Genomic DNA, 18,394 nt, shown 5'->3' on the forward strand with positions numbered 1-18,394 from the left:
AGCGAGCCTGCTCGCGATGGGGGCAGCCCGGGCAACCAAAATCCCTGAATACCACTATCGGCAGTTTTTGCCCTACTGCCACATGACGGACTCATTACATCCCTAGGATGGCCTTCATCCGCTAGATGAGGCCCGTCCATGAACAGCTCGATCGCAACTGCCCTGACCAACCCTGGCGCGCCGATGAAGGTGCGCGGCGTGCAGAAACGCTTCGGCGCCTTCACCGCACTGGATAACGTTTCCCTCGACGTCGCGGCCGGTGAGCTGGTGTGTCTGCTCGGCCCGTCCGGCTGTGGCAAAACCACCTTGCTGCGCTGCATCGCCGGTCTCGAAAAACAAGACAGCGGCGAGTTGTACCTGGGCGATCGTGATGTTTCTCACCTGGCCCCCCAGGCCCGGGACTACGGGATCCTGTTTCAGTCCTATGCGCTGTTCCCCAACCTTACCGTTGAAGCGAACATTGCCTACGGCCTCGCCGGCAGTGGCCGCGATGAAGTTCGCCGTCGTGTCGGTCAGATGCTCGAACTGGTCGGCCTGACCGGCAGCGAGAAGAAGTACCCGGGCCAGTTGTCCGGCGGTCAACAGCAGCGGGTGGCATTGGCCCGTGCCCTGGCGCCGGCACCGTCATTGTTGCTGCTGGACGAGCCAATGTCCGCCCTCGATGCGCGAGTGCGCGAGCATCTGTGCACGGAACTGCGCCAGCTGCAGCGCAGCCTCGGCATCACCACCCTGATGGTCACCCACAATCAGGACGAGGCCATGCTGATGGCGGACCGCATCGCCGTGATGAACAACGGCAAGGTCGAGCAGTACGCCACGCCACAGGAGATCTACAACCGCCCGGCCACGCCCTTTGTCGCGGAGTTCGTCGGTCAGGGCAACTGGCTCCCATTCCACAGCAGCAGCGACAGCCACGCGCAGGTCGGCGGGATGCACATGCGCCTGGCCGATGGCAGCGCCAGGACCGCGTCAGGCCGGTTGTTCTGCCGCCCCGAAGCGATCAACGTCAATCCGCTGGTGCATGAGGAAAACCTGTTCCCGGCCAAGGTTCGCGAAATCACCTTCCTGGGCAACCGTTGCCGCATGAGTTTCGAACTCGATCAACTGCCGGGCCATGCACTGCTGGCTGAACTGGCGCCTGAAGCCATGCCGCGTCTGGGGGCGCAGCAGATCATGGTCGCGTTGCCACCGCGCAGCCTGCAGGTGTTCGCCTGATGAGCGCGAACATGGCGCTGCCGCTGCCAGGCAAGCAGGTTCGGCAGATCTCCCATGCCGAGATCGGTGATCGTCTGTTCGTGGTCGGCGGCAAGGTGCTCCTGCTGGTGTTGCTGGGTTTCGCCGTGTTGATGCCGTTGCTGGCGATCTTCTGGCGCGGGTTCAGCGCCGAAGCCGGGCAGGGTGGGGGGTGGATCGCGGCGCGGGAGTTGGTGACCAGTGAGAACTTCCACTGGTTACTGGGCAATAGCCTGAAGGTTTCCCTCAGCGTGGCGGCTATTGTCGTACCGCTGGCCTATCTGTTTGCCTACGCCTTGCAACGCACTTTGATCCCGGCGAAGGGTATCTGGCGTGGTATCTCGCTGCTGCCCTTGATGGCGCCATCGATGCTGCCGGGGATCGCGTTGGTTTATCTGTTCGGCAACCAGGGCATGTTGCGTGGCCTGCTCTCGGACAATATCTACGGCTTCTGGGGCATCGTACTCGGCGAAGTCATCTACACCTTCCCACACGCCCTGATGATTCTTCTTTCTGCGTTGTCCCTGGCGGATGCGCGGTTGTTCGATGCCGCCTCCAGCATGGGCGCCAGTCCGGCGAAAGCCTTCCGCAGCATCACCTGGCCGGCGACCCGCCAGGCAGTATTCGCTGCGTTCTGTCTGGTGTTCACCCTGACCATTACCGATTTCGGTGTGCCTGTGGTGGTCGGTGGCGATTATCAAGTCCTGGCGCTGGAAGCCTACAAGGCTGTGGTCGGCCAGCAGCAATTCGGTCGCGGTGCGTTGATCGGCATGGTGTTGCTGCTGCCTGCGCTGTTCAGCTTTGGCGTCGACGCCTGGTTGCGTCGACGTCATGGCGACTCCATGAGTGGTCGTGCCCAGGTGTTCCAGCCAGCACCGTCGAAGCTGCGCGACGGTTGCTACCTGGCCATCGTCCTGTTGATCTGCGCTGCACTGCTGCTGGTGTTCGGCATGGCGGTGTTCTCCTCGCTGGTGAAGTTCTGGCCGTACAACCTGTCGCTTTCGCTCAACCATTACCAGTTCAACGAAACCGCCGGTGGTGGCTGGCTGGCCTACAGCAACAGCTTGAAGATGGCACTGGGTACAGCGTTGATTGGCAGCCTGCTGATCTTCACCGGTGCGTACCTGATGGAAAAAACCAAGGGCCAGCGCGGACTGAACATGGCCCTGCGCATGCTCAGTTTCATCCCGATGGCGGTGCCGGGACTGGTGCTGGGGCTGGGTTACGTTTTCTTCTTCAACCTCACCGGCAATCCGTTGCACGTGCTCTACGGCACCATGACCCTGCTGATTGTCTGCACCATCGCGCACTACCTGACCACCGCACAAATGACTGCCACCACCGCGCTGCGTCAACTCGATGCGGAGTTCGAAGCCGCCGCGCTGTCGCTTAAGGCGCCACTGTACCGGCACTACCTGCGGGTCACCGTGCCGATCTGCCTGCCGGCTCTGCTGGACATCGTGCGTTATTTGTTCGTCTCGGCCATGACCACTGTCTCGGCGGCGATCTTCCTCTACAGCCCCGACACCATCCTCGCGGCGGTGGCGGTGCTGAACATGGACGACGCCGGCAACGTCGGCGGCGCGGCAGCGATGTCGACCCTGATTCTGTTCACCTCGGCGGGTGTGTCCCTGCTGCTGGCCTGGGCTTCGCGCGGCTTGCTGCGCCGCTCCCAGGCCTGGCGGCAGACCGCACCCGGTCATTGATTCGCTGCTCCTCAAAAAAACCCTTCAACTCAAAAACAGGAAAAGATCATGTTCAAGCCCCTGGCCCTGGCCGCTGCTGTCCTCACCGCTTTCAGCCTGAACGCCTTCGCAGCGAAAACCGAGTTGACGGTGTACACCGCCCTCGAAGCCGAACAACTGAAGACCTATAAAGCCGCCTTCGAGAAAACCAACCCCGACGTCGAAATCAAGTGGGTGCGTGATTCCACCGGGATCATCACCGCCAAGCTGCTGGCCGAAAAAGACCGCCCGCAAGCCGATGCCGTCTGGGGCCTGGCCGCTTCGAGCCTGGCGATCCTCGATCAGCAAGGCATGCTGCAAACCTACGCGCCGAAGGATCTGGGCAAGATCGGCGGCAACTACCGCGACGCCGCCAACCCGCCAGCCTGGGTCGGCATGGACGTCTGGGCCGCGACTATTTGCTTCAATACCGTTGAAGCCGAGAAGCAGGGCCTGACCAAGCCGGTGAGCTGGCAAGACCTGACCAAGCCTGAGTACAAAGGCAAGATCGTCATGCCGAACCCGGCTTCGTCCGGTACCGGTTTCCTTGACGTCAGCGCCTGGCTGCAAACCTTCGGCGAGAAGCAGGGCTGGCAGTACATGGACGAACTGCACCAGAACATCGGCCAGTACGTTCACTCCGGCTCCAAGCCCTGCAAGCTGGCGGCCGCCGGCGAATTCCCGATCGGTATTTCCTTCGAGTACCCGGCCGTTCAACTCAAGCGCCAGGGTGCGCCGCTGGACATCATCCTGCCGAAAGAGGGCTTGGGCTGGGAGATCGAAGCGACTGCCGTGATCAAGGGTACAGCTCACGAAGAAGCGGCGAAGAAACTGGCTGACTTCTCGGCAAGTCCCGAGGCGATGGAGTTGTACAAGGAAAACTTCGCTGTCCTTGCTCAGCCTGGTATCGCCAAGCCGCAGACCGAGTTGCCGGCTGACTATGAGCAGCGCCTGATCAAAAACGACTTTGCCTGGGCTTCGAAAAATCGCGACCAAATCCTGAGCGAATGGCGCAAGCGCTATGACGGCAAGTCCGAGAAAGTGGCGGCCAAGTAAATCTTCATCGGCTGAGATGGCCCCTTCGCGAGCAAGCCCGCTCCCACAGTAGATCTCCAGTGGAAGGAGACCCGGGGGTCGCACCAGGCAAATGTGGGAGCGGGCTTGCCCGCGAAGGCGGCTTCGAATTCAGGACAAATCTTCATGACACAACACACCGACATGCTGATCGTCGGCGCCGGCATCCTGGGTTTATCCCACGCCTATGCCGCCGCCAAACGCGGTCTGAAAGTCACGGTTTTCGAGCGCAGCACTACGCCCTTGGGCGCCTCTGTGCGCAACTTCGGCCAGGCACTGGTCACCGGCCAGCCGCCGGGACCGATGCTGGAACTGGCCCGTGCCAGCCGTGAAATCTGGGGCCAATGGGCACAGCTCGCCGGCCTGCAACTCAAGCGCAACGGTTCCTATCTGTTCGCTCGCAGCGAAGCCGAAGAACAACTGTTGGAGGCTTTCTGTGCCGGCCGAGCGGTGGAACACGGTTACAACGTGGACCTGCTGCGTGGCGCCGCCTTGCAGGATTTGTACAGCGGCCAGTTCCGTCATCATCGCGCCGCCTTGCACGGCATGGACGACCAGCAACTTTATTCCCGCGAAGCGATCCCGGCATTGATCGACTACCTGCGTCGCGAAATGGGTGTCGAGTTTCATTTTTCGACTCTGGTGCGCGACATCGAACCGGGCCGTCTGCACAGCACCGCCGGCACATTCCATGGCGGGCAAATCATTGTCTGTTCCGGCCACGATTATCAGACCTTGCTCGCCGAGCAGATCGCCGAGTTGAACCCGCAAATCTGCCGTCTGCAAATGCTTCGCGCCCGTCCACAAATCAACCTGAACCTGCAGCACGCCCTGCTTACGGGGTTGAGCTGCGTGCATTACGGGGCATTTGCCGATCTGCCGGAAGCTGCGGCAGTACAGGCTGAAATTCTGCGCGATGCAGCGCATTTGCATGAAAACGGCATTCACCTGCTGATCAGCCCGACGCCTTATGGCGAGTTGATCATCGGCGACTCCCACCATTACGCCAGTGATACTTCCCCATTCAATGCCGAGCAGGTCGATGACTGGATGATTGAGTTGGCCGAGCAAACGTTGGGCTGCAAGGTGCAAGTGGTCGAGCGCTGGCAGGGAGTCTATGGTTCACGGGGGCCGGGGCCTTTTTCGTTCTTGCGTCCGGCGCCAGGCGTGAGTGTGGCACTAATGCACACGGGCGTGGGCATGAGCGTCGGGCCGGCGATGGCCGAGCAAAACGTAGCCACTGTTTTGGGAGAAATCTGATGGAGCGCAGCGAGCAAGTGATTGCCGAAGTGTTCGGTTTGTACGAGCGCTTTGGCGACAGCGATTACATCGGTGAGCCGGTATCGCAGATCGAGCACATGTCCCAAGCCGCGCAACTGGCCATGGCCGAAGGCTACGATGATGAAGTGGTGTTGGCGGCATTTTTTCACGACATCGGGCATATTTGCGCCGAAAGCGCCGAGAACATGGGCGGCTTTGGCGTGGTCAGCCATGAGCGGCTGGGTGCCGATTACCTGCGCCGCGCAGGTTTCAGCGAACGCATGGCAAGACTGGTGGAGTATCACGTCCAGGCCAAGCGTTATTTGACGTTGAAAGAGCCTGGGTACTACCAGCGCCTGAGCGAAGCCAGTCGCCGCACCCTGGAATATCAGGGCGGGGTGATGACGGCGGTCGAGGCACAAGCTTTCGAGCAGGATCCTTTGTGTGCCGTGAGTTTGCGCATGCGTCACTGGGATGAACTGGCCAAGGAAATGCGCGTGCCGGTCATTGATCTGCAGATCCTCAAGCAAAAGGCCGCTGGCCTGTTATCTCGTCAAGTGAGCTGAGTATCACAGTGGGCGCAGCGCATTCGGTGCGCCCGGATTCTTCGTCGGATGCAACCTCATTTTGCATCCATGAGCTAGCGTAGTAGCAGTACCGCCGAGCCTTGAAATTAGTCCTTAGCCCCCTATCCATGTTTTACTTGAACGTTCATTCAAGTTAAACCGGTGGTTCGCCGCCCGCTCACAACAGGAGGCTTGCCTTTGCTGAGTCCGATTTTCACAGCCACGTTTCTACCCTTCGAGGTGCACCGTTCATGAGTGCATCCCCCACCCCTGCAAGCGGCCTGGTCCGCATGAATCCGCCGGTTTTCTACTTCGCGGCGAGTTTCATTCTGTTATTTGGCGTTGTGGTCATCGCCATGCCCGAACAGGCTGGAGCCTGGTTACTGGCGGCGCAAAACTGGGCGGCCAACACGGTCGGCTGGTATTACCTGCTGGCGATGACCCTGTATCTGGTCTTCGTGGTGGTCACCGCCTTGTCCGGCTACGGCAAGATCAAGCTCGGTGCCGACCACGACGAACCCGAGTTCAGTTATCTGTCGTGGGCCGGCATGCTGTTCGCCGCCGGTATCAGCATCACCCTGTTTTTCTTCTGTGTGTCCGAGCCGCTGACCCACATGCTCCAGCCGCCCCAAGGCGAAGCCGGTACGGCGGACGCGGCGCGCCAGGCGATGCAGATCCTGTTTCTACACTGGGGCCTGCATGGCTGGGGTGTATTTGCCTTTGTCGGCATGGCGCTGGCCTACTTCGCCTACCGCCACAATCTGCCTCTGGCCCTGCGTTCGGCGCTGTATCCGCTGATCGGCAAGCGCATCAATGGCCCTATCGGTTATGCGGTGGATGGCTTTGGCATCATCGCCACGGTGTTCGGCCTCGGCGCCGACATGGGTTTTGGTGTGTTGCACCTCAACTCGGGCCTGGACTACCTGTTCGGCATCGCCCACACCCAGTGGATACAGGTCGGCCTGATCACGCTGATGATGGGCGCGGCGATTATCGTCGCGGTGTCCGGTGTCGATAAGGGTGTGCGGGTCATGTCCGACATCAACATGCTGCTGGCCTGCGCGCTGCTGCTGTTCGTGTTGTTCGCAGGTCCCACCCAGCACCTGCTCAATACCTTGATCCAGAACCTCGGCGATTACCTCGGCGCCTTGCCGATGAAGAGTTTCGACCTGTATGCCTATGACAAACCCAGCGACTGGCTGGGCGGCTGGACCGTGTTCTACTGGGCCTGGTGGATCGCCTGGTCGCCTTTCGTGGGCTTGTTCATCGCACGGATTTCCCGTGGCCGGACCATCCGCGAGTTCGTCTTCGGCGTGTTGCTGATTCCACTCGGCTTCACCCTGGCGTGGATGTCGATTTTCGGTAACAGCGCCATCGACCAGGTACTCAACCACGGCATGAGCGCACTCGGAATGTCGGCCATCGACAACCCGTCGATGACCCTGTATCTGCTGCTCGAGACGTACCCGTGGAGTAAGACCGTGATCGCGGTCACGGTGTTTATCAGCTTCGTGTTCTTCGTGACGTCAGCCGATTCCGGCACCGTGGTGCTGTCGACGCTTTCCGCCAAGGGCGGCAGTCCTGATGAAGATGGACCGAAGTGGCTGCGGGTGTTCTGGGGCGTGATGACCGCTCTGGTGACCAGTGCGTTGCTGTTTTCCGGCAGCATCGATGCGTTGAAGTCTGCGGTGGTGCTGACCTCTCTACCGTTCTCGCTGATTTTGCTGTTGATGATGTGGGGGCTGCACAAGGCCTTCTACCTGGAATCACAGAAGCAGATCGCACAGATGCATTCCCTGGCACCGGTCTCGGGATCCCGGCGTGGCAAGGGCGGCTGGCGTCAGCGTCTGAGTCAGGCAGTGCACTTCCCCTCTCGGGATGAGGTCTATCGCTTCCTGGATACGACGGTGCGCCCGGCGATTGAGGAAGTGTCTGCCGTGTTCATCGAAAAGGGTTTGCACGTAGCGACTCACCCGGACCCGACCAATGACAGCGTCAGCCTGGAAATCGGTCATGGCGATCAGCATCCGTTCGTTTATCAGGTGCAGATGCGCGGCTACTTCACGCCGTCCTTCGCCCGCGGCGGCATGGGCTCCAAGCAACTGAACAACCGCCGCTACTACCGGGCGGAGGTGCATTTGAGCGAGGGCAGTCAGGACTACGATCTGGTGGGCTACACCAAGGAACAGATCATCAACGATATCCTCGATCAGTACGAACGGCACATGCAGTTCCTGCATCTGGTGCGCTGACCAGAACGGTGACGCCGAGGCGCTTTCAGGTCTCGGCGCTGATCGGCAAAAGTGTCGCCCACTTGCGTCAGTTCAGTGCGCGAGCCCGGCCTGCCTGCGCAGATACGGTGAACAAGGAAGTCGCCATCGATGGCGCGGTCTCGGTGTTGGGTGCAGAGGTTTACGCGGGGGAGGTATTTGCGGACTCGTTTGAAAATAAAAAATGAAACGTTTCAGCAATTAGTCGAATTCAGGGTTTTCTGGCGTTTGTCCAAGCGTATGCTTGGCGACTGGCGAAGCAGTCGATACCAGATTCAAGACCGACAAGAGAGGATTCGATGACCTACACCGCTGCCGAAAACCGCTACGACTCCATCCCTTACCGCCGCGTGGGCCGCAGTGGGCTGGTGCTGCCGGCGCTGTCCCTGGGCCTGTGGCACAACTTCGGCGACAGCACGCCGATCGACACACAGCGCGCGCTGTTACGTACAGCGTTCGATCTGGGGATTAACCATTTTGATCTGGCCAACAACTATGGCCCGCCATATGGCAGTGCCGAGATCAATTTCGGCCGATTGCTACGCGAAGATTTCAAGCAGTACCGCGACGAATTGATCATCTCCAGCAAGGCCGGTTGGGACATGTGGCCCGGGCCTTATGGGCAGGGCGGCGGGTCGCGCAAGTACGTGCTGGCCAGTCTCGACCAGAGCTTGCAACGCCTGGGCGTGGACTACGTGGACATCTTCTACTCCCACCGCTTCGATCCCGACACCCCGCTGGAGGAAACCGCCAGCGCACTGGCTACCGCGGTACAGCAGGGCAAGGCGTTGTATATCGGCATCTCGTCCTATTCCGGAGTCAAGACCCGTGAAATGGCGGCGCTGCTCAAAGAGTGGAAAGTGCCGTTGTTGATTCACCAACCGGCCTACAACCTGCTCAATCGCTGGGTGGAAAAGGACCTGCTGGATACGACCGACGAGCTCGGCACGGGGGTGATTGCCTTTACCCCACTGGCTCAGGGTTTACTGACTGACAAGTACCTCAATGGCGTGCCGGCGGATGCGCGGGTCAACCGTCCGGGCGGTGGTTCGTTGCAGTCATCGCATTTGTCCGAGGCCAACATTGCCCAAGTGCGGGCACTCAACGAGATCGCCAGGCGTCGTGGCCAGAGCCTGGCACAACTGGCGCTGGCCTGGACGTTGCGCGATGCGCGGGTCACCTCGGCATTGATCGGTGCGAGCCGGCCGGAGCAGATTATCGAGAACGTAGGGGCGTTGAAGAATTTGAGCTTCAGTGCTGAGGAGCTGGCGGAGATTGACCGGTTTGCCCAGGAGGGCGGGATTAATCTGTGGGAGAAACCTTCGACAGCTGAGTAGGGGGTTGGCGCCAGATATTCTGGCGCCTGCGCTGGCCCCTTCGCGGGCAAGCCCGCTCCCACAGGTTTCTCGGGTGGACTCAGAGCTTGGTCAACACACGGCCACTGTGGGAGCGGGCTTGCCCGCGAAGGGGCCAGCGCAGGCACTACAAATTCCGCGGGCTCAGCGAAAGAAAGGCACATCCCCCAACACCGTCGCCCGCTGCATTACTCGCCGGGCCGGGCGGTAGTCATCCACCGCGTAATGCTGAGTCACGCGGTTATCCCAGAACGCGATGTCGTCCTGCTGCCAGCGCCAGCGAATGGTGAATTCCGGCCGAGTCGTATGGGCGAACAGGAACTTCAGGATCGCCTCACTCTCGGTTTCCGACAGCTCGTTGATCTTCGAGGTGAAGCCCTCGTTGATGAACAACGAACGGCGCCCGCTCACCGGATGCGTACGAATCACCGGGTGCGATAACGGCGGATTCTTGCGCCGCGCCTCCTCCCACTGGCCCAGCGCTTCAGGTGTATTGCCATAGCGCTCCAGCGGGAACGAGCGGGCGAAGTCGTGGGTGGCGGTCAGCCCTTCAAGCAAGGTTTTCATCGGTGCTGACAACGCCTCGTATGCAGCGATTCCGCTGGCCCACAGCGTATCGCCACCAAACTCCGGCAATAGCTTGGCACTGAGCACCGCTCCCATGGCCGGCGTTGGCAGGAAGGTCACGTCGGTGTGCCAGATTGCGTTGTCGCGCACGTCGGTGACGGCGGTGTCGAGAATCAGAACTTCCGGCTGCTCCGGCACGTTCGGGTAGATCGGGTGAATGTGCAGATCGCCGAAATACGAGGCGAAGCGTGCCTGCTGCTGCGGCGTGATTGGCTGGTCGCGCAAGAACAGCACCTGGTGCTTGAGCAGCGCCTGCTCGATGACATCGCGTTGTTCCAGGTTCAGCGGCTGGCTGATGTCGATGCCGCTGATCTGGGCGCCGAGGGCAGAACTCAAGGGGGTGATGGTCAGTTGACTCATGGTGATTCTCTTCAATTCGGCTCGCAGAGCTGTTTGTGGGAGCGGGCTTGCTCGCGAATGCGGTTTGTCAGGCAACATTACTGTGATTGATACACCGCCTTCGCGAGCAAGCCCGCTCCCCCATGATTCTTTAGTGGGCCTGGCCGTGCCATGGCACCAGTTTGCGTTGCAGGGCGCGCAGGCCCATTTCCATGGCGAAGGCGATCAGCGCAATCACCAGAATCCCCAGCACCACCACATCGGTGACCAGGAACTGTGCAGCGGACTGCACCATGAAGCCCAGGCCGCTGGTGGCAGCGATCAATTCGGCGGCGACCAGGGTCGACCAACCTACACCCAGACCAATGCGCACACCGGTCAAAATGTCCGGCAAGGCACTGGGCAGAATCACATGACGAATCAACTGCGCACGGGTCGCACCCAGCGACTGCGCAGCACGCAGTTTCGCCGGGTCAACGGTGCGCACGCCGGTTGCCGTGGCGATGGCTATCGGGGCGAAAATCGCCAGGTAGATCAGCAAGACTTTCGACAGCTCGCCGATGCCGCACCAGATCACAATCAGCGGCAGATAGGCCAGCGGTGGAATCGGGCGGTAGAACTCGATCAGCGGGTCGAGCACACCACGGGCGATACGGTTGGCACCGATGGCAATCCCCACCGGCACTGCCGTCAATACGGCAAAACCCAGGCCCAGGCCGATGCGGCTGAGGCTGGCGCCCAAGTGTTGCCACAAGGTCGAGTCCATGTAACCGCTGGTCGCCAGCAGCCAGCCTTTTTGCAGCACCGCGGACGGCGGCGGCAGGAACAGCGGCTCGATCAAGCCGCTGGCCGTCACGGCCCACCAGATGGCGAGCAAGGCGATCAGGGTCAGCACGCTGATCCAGCGCGTGCTGAGGCTGCGGCGTACCGGGATGACGGTGCCTGAGCTGCTCGGCTTGACCGTTGCAGCCGGAATCTCGTAACTGCTCATGCGCGCTCCTGCCGCTGGGCGGCGCTGCGTTGGGAGAACACTCTGGCGAGCACGTGTTCGCGGGTTTCGATAAAACGCGGGTCGGATTTGATGGCTCGGGCGGACTCACCGGCGGCGTACCGCTGACCGAAATCCAGACTCAGGCGTTCGACGATTTGCCCTGGGTTGGGTGCCAGGAGAATCAGGTCGGTGGCGAGAAAAACTGCCTCTTCGATGTCGTGGGTAATCAGGAATACTGGTTTGGCAGTGCGCCGCCAGACTTGCAGCAGCAGCTCTTGCATTTGTTCGCGGGTGAAGGCGTCGAGGGCGCCGAAGGGTTCATCCATGAGCAAGACTCGCGGATCGGCAGCCAGTGCACGGGCGAGGCCGACGCGTTGCTTCTGGCCGCCCGAGAGTTGCCATATGCGGCGCTTTTCGAAGCCGGACAGGTCAACCAGCGAGAGCATTTCCCGGGCGCGGATTTCACGTTTGTCCCGGGTAACGCCGGCCAGTTCCAGGCCGAAACCGACGTTGGCCAACACATCCTGCCAGGGCAGCAGGGCGTCGTCCTGGAACACCACGCCGCGCTCGGCGCTCGGGCCCTTGATCGGTACACCATCGAGGGTAATGCGCCCGGCGCTGGGCTCGACGAAACCGGCAATCAGGTTCAACAGCGAGGTCTTGCCACTGCCGGACGGTCCGAGGGCGACCAGCAACTGCTGGGGCCCCAGACTCAGGGAAATATCCGCCAGCACCGGTTCCGCTGCACCGGGGTACCGTGCGCTGATGCGCTCCAGCTGTAGCAAAGCCATCGCAATAGACTCCCGATCAGTTGGTGATGAACTTGGCGTTGACGTACGGTGCGTAGTCCGGCAGCACGGCCTCGACCTTGCCTTGTTCCTTGAGGAATACGGCGGTATCGGTGATGGCTTTGGTGGTGGGTGCGCCCAGGGTCGTGACCTGATCGGCCGCCAGCGGGTAGACGTTGCCTTGCAGCAACAGCGGAATGTCACTGGCCTTGGCGCCAGAGAGTTTTACCAGCTTGTCGACGTTGCTTTGGTCGGCCAGCCAGGCTTTCGGATCCTTGCGGTAGTCGGCATAGGCGTCCAGGGTGACTTTGGCGAACGCGGTGACGATCTCCGGATGCTTCTCGGCAAAGTCCTTGCGCACGATCCAGGCGTCGAAGGTTGGTGCGCCGAATTTGGCTAGCTCGCCTGAAGTGATCAGCACTTTGCCGTTTTCCTTGGCCACACCCAGCGCTGGGTCCCATACGTAAGTGGCATCAATGTCACCGCGTTTCCACGCGGCAATGATCGCCGGGGGGGCGAGGTTGAGAACCGTGACTTTCGATGGGTCGATGTTCCAGTGCTTGAGTGCCGCGAGCAGGCTGTAGTGGCCGGTGGAAACGAATGGCACGGCGATTTTCTTGCCGATCAGATCCTGGGGCGTCTTGATCCCGGAACCGTCGCGGGCGACCAGTGCTTCGGCGGCGCCGATTTGCGTGGCGATGAGGAAGGTTTCTACCGGAACTTTTCGGGTGATTGCTGCAGTCAGCGGGCTGGAACCGAGGTAGCCGATCTGTACATCACCGGAAGCAATGGCGGCGATGATGTCGGCACCATTATCGAATTTGCGCCAGCTGATATCGGCCTTGGTGGCCTTTTCGTAGGCGCCGTCGGCCTGGGCGACTTTCGCCGGGTCAACGGTGGTCTGGTAGGCGACGGTGACGTCGGCCGCCTGGGCAAACAGACTCGCGGCAGCCAAAGATGCGGCCGCCAGCAAGCGAAGGGGGAAATGCAGTTTCATTGGAAAGCTCCTTGTCAGGCGACCGAAGTGTCGGCGTGAAAAGGAGACTAAATGATCTAAGAATTCGAAAATAAATAACTTTTTCGAATTAGCTATAAGCTGAAAAATCTAAGGGTGAACAGGGATCGTTCTATCGCTGTGCATGGGGATGCAGCCGGTGACGCTGCGCGTCACCTGGACGCGGAGCGTCCCTTGAGTCATTCCCACGCAGAACGTGGGAACGATCCCTGTCAGGCGCTGATTAATTACTGATCGCCAGGATACTGGCCTGGTACGCCCCGACAAACACATCAAAATCGCCGACTTCGTTATTTTCCAGCTCATCCTGCTGAGCCAGTGACGAACGCGCCAGCGCTTCAAATTTCGCCTGTTCCTCGGCAGCCAAAGGCTCGCTGCGAAAGTACTCGGCGTGGACCTGGCTCTGGCGCAAGGAGAACTGGGCGAAGCTTTCCTTGTGCTCGGCCATTGCCGCCAATACTTGGGCGGAGGGCGTCAGGGACGGATCCTTGACCTTGGTCATTTGAGCATCCAGCGCCTTGCTGTGGGCGTCGCCGCCATGGCTCTGATCGAGCAGTGCCGCCAGCGGGGCAATGTTTTCCAGTAGTTGGCCGGCCCACTCTTTCAGGTCGACCGCTTGGCCGTCCCGCTGCAATTGCAGGCCTGGACGACGGCCTTCCTTGACCACGCTGAGGAAGTTCGAGGTCGCGTTGGTGCAGTGGGTGTTGGTCAGCAGCGGGCTGTCATTGAGCGCGCAGTACAACAGGAAGGCATCGAGGAAGCGTGATTCGGCCAGGTCGATACCCATCGGCAGGAACGGGTTGATGTCCAGGCAGCGCACTTCGACGTACTGGATGCCACGGGCCACCAGCGCCTGGATCGGCCGCTCGCCGGTGTAGGTCACGCGTTTGGGGCGGATGTTGGAGTAGTACTCGTTCTCGATCTGCAGGATGTTGGTATTGAGCTGTACCCACTCGCCATCCTTGTGGGTGCCGACTTCGACGTACGGTGCATACGGCGTAGCCACCGCCTTGCGCAGGCTGTCGGTGTAGCTGCTCAGATCGTTGTAGCACGGCGTCAGGCCGGCCTGGGCGTTGCTCTGGTAACCGAGGTCACTCATGCGCAGGCTGGTGGCGTACGGCAGGTACAGGGTCTCCGGGTCCAGTTGCTCCAGCTGGTGCGAGCGTCCGCGCAGGAAACCGGCGTCCAGCGCTGGTGAGGCTCCGAACAGGTACATCAGCAACCAGCTGTAACGACGGAAGTTGCGGATCAGCGCGATGTAGGACGACGACTGATAGTCGCGGTCGGTGCCGACAAATCCTTCGGCCTGCCTGATCAGCGGCCAGATTTTTTCCGGCAGGGAAAAATTGTAGTGAATACCGGCAATGCACTGCATGGTCTTGCCGTAGCGCAGGGCCAGGCCCTTGCGGTACACGTACTTGAGCTGCCCGATATTGGAGGTGCCGTAATAGGCGATCGGGATGTCTTCCTCGGCCGGCAACGGGCACGGCATCGATGGGCTCCACAGGTACTCGTTGCCGAGCTTGCTGTAGGCAAAACGATGAATGCTGTCCAGGCTTGCCAGCGTATCGGCAGGATCGGGCAGAGCCGGGGTGATGAACTCCAGCAGCGACTCGGAATAGTCGGTGGTGATCTGTTCGTTGGTCAGCGCGGAACCCAATTCTTCCGGGTGAGGCGTTTGCGCCAGGCGACCTTCGCTGGTCACGCGCAGGCATTCACGTTCGATGCCGTGAAGGCACTGTTCGAGCAGAGAGAGGTTAGCGCGCTCGCCGAGCAGAGCCAGGCGGCGGTTGAGAAGTTCGCTCAAGTTGGATTCCTTCACGCGTCAGTCGCCCCAATATGGGGGTGGTCAAGACGGTCTACAAGGGTGAAGTTGAAACTGGCGTTTTCGCCTGGTTTTTCGAGCCGCACAGGCAGTATGCCGGTCAGTCAGAAACTACACGATCCCTGTGGGAGCGACCTGTGGCGAGGGGGCTTGCCGGAACGCCGCATCGCCCCGCTTGAGTGCGTAGCACTCACAAAATCCTGGACATTCAGAGATTTTGGGGCTGCTTCGCAGCCCAACGGGGGCAAGCCCCCTCGCCATAGGCGCTCCTACAGGATGTATGACGCTGAAATTAACTCAAATTGATAGCGACTAGCTACAGGACAGCGAACGTGCCTTGCGCTTTTGCGACCAGTTTGTCGCCTTGCATCACATCGGCCTCGACCACCAGCGTGCGCCGACCCGGATGAATCACCCGCGCCGTGCACATCACCTCACCGTCAGAAACAGCGCGGATGTAGTTGATCTTGCATTCGATGGTCGCGCTCTGCTGGTCGAAGCCATGGGTGCTGGAACAGGCCAGCCCCATGGCAATGTCCACCAGGCTGAACAAGGCCCCGCCGTGCAGCTTGCCGCCGCGATTGCGCAGCTCGGGTTCAAGCGCCAGGGCGACTTGGGCCACCCCGGTTTCCAGGCTGTGCAAGCGGCAACCCAGCAGCTTGAAAAACGCGCTCTGGGTCAGGCCGGCAGGGATCTCCATCAACGTTTCTTCAACTGCTTGGCATTGGCGAACAGCGAGGCCATGGCATTGTTGCTCGGTGCCGCAGCGGTGGTCTCCTTGCGTGGTGCGTTGTTCTGGGACTGGCGCGGAGCCGAACCCGGACGTGCACCGCGAGCGCCGTCGATTTTCTCGCCCGGGGTGTCGCTCATGCGCATCGACAGGCCCACGCGCTTGCGCGGGATGTCGACTTCCATGACCTTCACTTTCACCACGTCACCGGCCTTCACCGCTTCACGAGGATCCTTGATGAACTTCTCCGAAAGCGCAGAGATGTGCACCAAACCGTCCTGATGCACGCCGATGTCAACGAACGCGCCGAAATTGGTCACGTTGGTCACCACGCCTTCGAGGATCATGCCCAGTTCGAGGTCCTTGAGGTCTTCGACGCCTTCCTGGAATTCGGCGGTCTTGAACTCGGGACGCGGGTCGCGCCCGGGTTTCTCAAGTTCTTGCAGAATGTCGGTGACGGTTGGCAGGCCGAAGCTTTCATCGGTGTACTTCTTCGGGTCCAGGCGCTTGAGGAATGCGGCATCACCGATCAGCGAGCGGATGTCACGGTCGGTCTCGGCGGCAATGCGCTGCACCAGTGGATAGGCTTCCGGGTGAACTGCCGACGAGTCCAGCGGATTGTCGCCGTTCATCACGCGCAGGAAGCCGGCTGCCTGTTCGAAGGTTTTTTCACCCAAGCGCGCAACTTTCTTCAACGCGGCGCGGGTCTTGAATGCGCCGTGTTCATCGCGGTGGCTGACGATGTTCTGCGCCAGGGTCGCGTTGAGGCCGGAGATGCGGGCCAGCAGCGCCACCGAAGCGGTGTTCACGTCGACGCCCACGGCGTTTACGCAGTCCTCGACTACGGCATCCAGGCCGCGAGCCAGTTTGAGCTGCGATACGTCGTGCTGGTACTGACCGACACCGATGGATTTCGGATCGATTTTCACCAGCTCGGCCAGCGGGTCTTGCAGGCGACGGGCAATCGATACTGCCCCACGGATCGACACGTCGAGGTCCGGGAATTCTTTGGAAGCCAGTTCCGAGGCCGAGTAGACGGATGCGCCGGCCTCGGAGACCATGACTTTGGTCATTTTCATGGCTGGATATTTTTTGATCAGTTCAGCCGCGAGCTTGTCGGTTTCACGGCTGGCGGTGCCGTTACCAATGGCGATCAGGTCCACGGAGTGCTTGGCGCAAAGGGCGGCGAGCACGGCAAGGGTCTGGTCCCACTTGTTGTGCGGCACGTGCGGGTAGACCGTGGCGTGATCGAGCAGCTTGCCGGTGGAATCAACCACCGCCACCTTGCAGCCGGTACGCAGGCCCGGGTCGAGGCCCAGGGTAGCGCGCGGGCCGGCCGGGGCCGACAGCAGCAGGTCGTGCAGGTTGTGGGCGAACACATTGATCGCCTCGGTTTCGGCGCCGTCGCGCAGTTCGCCCAGCAGGTCGGTTTCCAGGTGAGTGTAGAGCTTGACCTTCCAGGTCCAGCGCACCACTTCGCCCAGCCATTTATCGGCGGCGCGGTTCTGGTTCTGGATGCCGAATTGCTGGCCGATCATGCCTTCGCACGGGTGCATGGTGCCTGGCAGTTCGTCACCGACCTTCAGCGCAGAGCTGAGAATGCCTTCGTTGCGGCCACGGAAAATTGCCAGGGCGCGGTGCGACGGCATGCTTTTGAGCGGTTCGTCGTGCTCGAAGTAGTCGCGGAACTTGGCGCCTTCCTCTTCCTTGCCGGCGATCACGCGGGCACTGAGGGTTGCCTCCTGCTTGAGGTAGTTGCGCAGCTTGTCCAGCAGACCTGCGTCTTCGGCAAAGCGCTCCATCAGGATGTATTTGGCGCCTTCGAGGGCGGCTTTCACATCGGCCACGCCTTTTTCGGCGTCGATGAAGCGGGCGGCTTCGGTTTCAGGAGTCAGGGACGGGTCATTGAACAGGCCATCAGCCAGCTCGCCGAGGCCGGCTTCCAGGGCGATCTGGCCCTTGGTGCGGCGCTTCTGCTTGTACGGCAGGTACAAGTCTTCGAGACGGGTCTTGGTGTCGGCGAGCTTGATATCGCGCTCAAGTTGCGGGGTCAGCTTGCCCTGCTCGGTGATGCTGGCAAGGATGCTGATGCGCCGTTCGTCGAGTTCTCGCAGGTAGCGCAGACGCTCTTCAAGGTGACGTAGTTGGGTGTCATCGAGACTGCCGGTCACTTCTTTCCGGTAACGGGCGATGAAAGGAACGGTAGAACCTTCATCGAGTAGCGCGACGGCCGCTTCGACCTGTTGTGGGCGTACACCGAGTTCCTCGGCGATGCGGCTGTTGATGCTGTCCATAAAACCACCTGACAAATTGTGAAAGCAGGCTCGCAGGCGCGAAGATAAGGCCTTGACGAGTCTGGTTGAGCGGCCTGGCCTGCGCCGCTACCTGGATCAAAAGGTATCCCGTTGACCCGTGAAATCGAACAATTACTGCCGATGCCATGAAAATAAATGGCGTCTGTCTGTAGTACCTGTCTGATGTTGCCTGACACAAAAGGCCGCGCATTATAACCAGCGTTCTGCCCTTCGGGGGCATTGCAGGTGCAGGCACAATGCCCGGATTTCTGGCGGTTGAGGAAAAATCTGCTAACAATGCAC

Annotated in this window: 14 protein-coding genes; 7 read left to right on the forward strand and 7 right to left on the reverse strand. The window is 60.7% G+C overall.

Annotated features, from left to right (window positions below):
* The first annotated feature begins 138 nt into the window (after nucleotides 1-138).
* The 7 genes from KW839_RS09385 (at nucleotide 139) to mgrA (ending at nucleotide 9,464) form a co-directional block, all read left to right on the forward strand.
* A complete protein-coding gene (locus KW839_RS09385) occupies nucleotides 139-1,215 on the forward strand; it encodes a putative 2-aminoethylphosphonate ABC transporter ATP-binding protein (protein WP_060543991.1) in 1,077 nt (358 codons plus the stop codon).
* Nucleotides 1,215-2,939 carry a putative 2-aminoethylphosphonate ABC transporter permease subunit gene (locus tag KW839_RS09390; RefSeq protein ID WP_218424155.1) on the forward strand — a complete coding sequence of 575 codons (1,725 nt, stop codon included), beginning with the start codon at nucleotides 1,215-1,217 and terminating at the stop codon, nucleotides 2,937-2,939. The genes KW839_RS09385 and KW839_RS09390 overlap by 1 nt, the downstream gene beginning before the upstream one ends.
* Before the next feature lie 48 nt (nucleotides 2,940-2,987).
* Nucleotides 2,988-4,013, forward strand: a complete 1,026-nt coding sequence (locus KW839_RS09395) for a putative 2-aminoethylphosphonate ABC transporter substrate-binding protein (protein ID WP_060543993.1) — start codon at nucleotides 2,988-2,990, stop codon at nucleotides 4,011-4,013.
* 144 nt (nucleotides 4,014-4,157) lie between these two features.
* Nucleotides 4,158-5,291 carry a TIGR03364 family FAD-dependent oxidoreductase gene (locus KW839_RS09400; protein WP_218424156.1) on the forward strand — a complete coding sequence of 378 codons (1,134 nt, stop codon included), beginning with the start codon at nucleotides 4,158-4,160 and terminating at the stop codon, nucleotides 5,289-5,291.
* Entirely contained in the window at nucleotides 5,291-5,857 is a 567-nt protein-coding gene (locus tag KW839_RS09405; RefSeq protein ID WP_218424157.1) for a phosphonate degradation HD-domain oxygenase, read from the forward strand. The genes KW839_RS09400 and KW839_RS09405 overlap by 1 nt, the downstream gene beginning before the upstream one ends.
* Before the next feature lie 290 nt (nucleotides 5,858-6,147).
* Nucleotides 6,148-8,109 carry a choline transporter BetT gene (gene betT, locus KW839_RS09410; protein WP_218424315.1) on the forward strand — a complete coding sequence of 654 codons (1,962 nt, stop codon included), beginning with the start codon at nucleotides 6,148-6,150 and terminating at the stop codon, nucleotides 8,107-8,109.
* 317 nt (nucleotides 8,110-8,426) lie between these two features.
* Nucleotides 8,427-9,464, forward strand: a complete 1,038-nt coding sequence (mgrA, locus tag KW839_RS09415; RefSeq protein WP_060543998.1) for an L-glyceraldehyde 3-phosphate reductase — start codon at nucleotides 8,427-8,429, stop codon at nucleotides 9,462-9,464.
* Nucleotides 9,465-9,626: 162 nt separating this feature from the next.
* Here mgrA and tauD read toward each other — a convergent pair whose 3' ends face one another.
* From tauD to KW839_RS09450, 7 genes are all read right to left on the reverse strand, one after another.
* Nucleotides 9,627-10,469, reverse strand: coding sequence for a taurine dioxygenase (gene tauD, locus KW839_RS09420; protein WP_218424158.1), 843 nt, complete (start codon nucleotides 10,467-10,469; stop codon nucleotides 9,627-9,629).
* Nucleotides 10,470-10,599: 130 nt separating this feature from the next.
* Nucleotides 10,600-11,439, reverse strand: coding sequence for a taurine ABC transporter permease TauC (gene tauC, locus KW839_RS09425; protein WP_060544000.1), 840 nt, complete (start codon nucleotides 11,437-11,439; stop codon nucleotides 10,600-10,602).
* Nucleotides 11,436-12,230: a taurine ABC transporter ATP-binding subunit gene (gene tauB / locus KW839_RS09430; protein ID WP_060544001.1), complete on the reverse strand. Its 795-nt coding sequence runs from the start codon at nucleotides 12,228-12,230 to the stop codon at nucleotides 11,436-11,438. The genes tauC and tauB overlap by 4 nt, the downstream gene beginning before the upstream one ends.
* 16 nt (nucleotides 12,231-12,246) lie before the next feature.
* Complete coding sequence (tauA, locus tag KW839_RS09435) at nucleotides 12,247-13,224, reverse strand: taurine ABC transporter substrate-binding protein (RefSeq protein ID WP_218424159.1); 978 nt, start codon at nucleotides 13,222-13,224, stop codon at nucleotides 12,247-12,249.
* Nucleotides 13,225-13,465: 241 nt separating this feature from the next.
* Nucleotides 13,466-15,049, reverse strand: coding sequence for a glutamate--cysteine ligase (gshA, locus tag KW839_RS09440; protein ID WP_218424160.1), 1,584 nt, complete (start codon nucleotides 15,047-15,049; stop codon nucleotides 13,466-13,468).
* A 334-nt stretch (nucleotides 15,050-15,383) separates the two neighbouring features.
* On the reverse strand, nucleotides 15,384-15,767 hold the full coding sequence (locus KW839_RS09445) for a PaaI family thioesterase (protein ID WP_060544004.1): 384 nt from the start codon (nucleotides 15,765-15,767) through the stop codon (nucleotides 15,384-15,386).
* Nucleotides 15,767-18,091: a Tex family protein gene (locus KW839_RS09450; RefSeq protein ID WP_060544005.1), complete on the reverse strand. Its 2,325-nt coding sequence runs from the start codon at nucleotides 18,089-18,091 to the stop codon at nucleotides 15,767-15,769. The genes KW839_RS09445 and KW839_RS09450 overlap by 1 nt, the downstream gene beginning before the upstream one ends.
* Between the last annotated feature and the right edge of the window lie 303 nt (nucleotides 18,092-18,394).

Origin of the sequence: Pseudomonas sp. PDM31 (assembly GCF_019218965.1) — a bacterium.
In the GTDB taxonomy this organism is placed as follows: domain Bacteria; phylum Pseudomonadota; class Gammaproteobacteria; order Pseudomonadales; family Pseudomonadaceae; genus Aquipseudomonas.

What these genes read in the sequence shown, in the direction of transcription:
- tauB (WP_060544001.1), bottom strand. Translation starts at nt 12,230, where the DNA reads ATGGCTTTGCTACAGCTGGAGCGCATCAGCGCACGGTACCCCGGTGCA.
- tauC (WP_060544000.1), bottom strand. Translation starts at nt 11,439, where the DNA reads ATGAGCAGTTACGAGATTCCGGCTGCAACGGTCAAGCCGAGCAGCTCA.
- tauA (WP_218424159.1), bottom strand. Translation starts at nt 13,224, where the DNA reads ATGAAACTGCATTTCCCCCTTCGCTTGCTGGCGGCCGCATCTTTGGCT.
- tauD (WP_218424158.1), bottom strand. Translation starts at nt 10,469, where the DNA reads ATGAGTCAACTGACCATCACCCCCTTGAGTTCTGCCCTCGGCGCCCAG.
- KW839_RS09400 (WP_218424156.1), top strand. Translation starts at nt 4,158, where the DNA reads ATGACACAACACACCGACATGCTGATCGTCGGCGCCGGCATCCTGGGT.
- KW839_RS09385 (WP_060543991.1), top strand. Translation starts at nt 139, where the DNA reads ATGAACAGCTCGATCGCAACTGCCCTGACCAACCCTGGCGCGCCGATG.
- KW839_RS09405 (WP_218424157.1), top strand. Translation starts at nt 5,291, where the DNA reads ATGGAGCGCAGCGAGCAAGTGATTGCCGAAGTGTTCGGTTTGTACGAG.
- KW839_RS09450 (WP_060544005.1), bottom strand. Translation starts at nt 18,091, where the DNA reads ATGGACAGCATCAACAGCCGCATCGCCGAGGAACTCGGTGTACGCCCA.
- betT (WP_218424315.1), top strand. Translation starts at nt 6,148, where the DNA reads ATGAATCCGCCGGTTTTCTACTTCGCGGCGAGTTTCATTCTGTTATTT.
- KW839_RS09445 (WP_060544004.1), bottom strand. Translation starts at nt 15,767, where the DNA reads ATGGAGATCCCTGCCGGCCTGACCCAGAGCGCGTTTTTCAAGCTGCTG.
- KW839_RS09395 (WP_060543993.1), top strand. Translation starts at nt 2,988, where the DNA reads ATGTTCAAGCCCCTGGCCCTGGCCGCTGCTGTCCTCACCGCTTTCAGC.
- mgrA (WP_060543998.1), top strand. Translation starts at nt 8,427, where the DNA reads ATGACCTACACCGCTGCCGAAAACCGCTACGACTCCATCCCTTACCGC.
- KW839_RS09390 (WP_218424155.1), top strand. Translation starts at nt 1,215, where the DNA reads ATGAGCGCGAACATGGCGCTGCCGCTGCCAGGCAAGCAGGTTCGGCAG.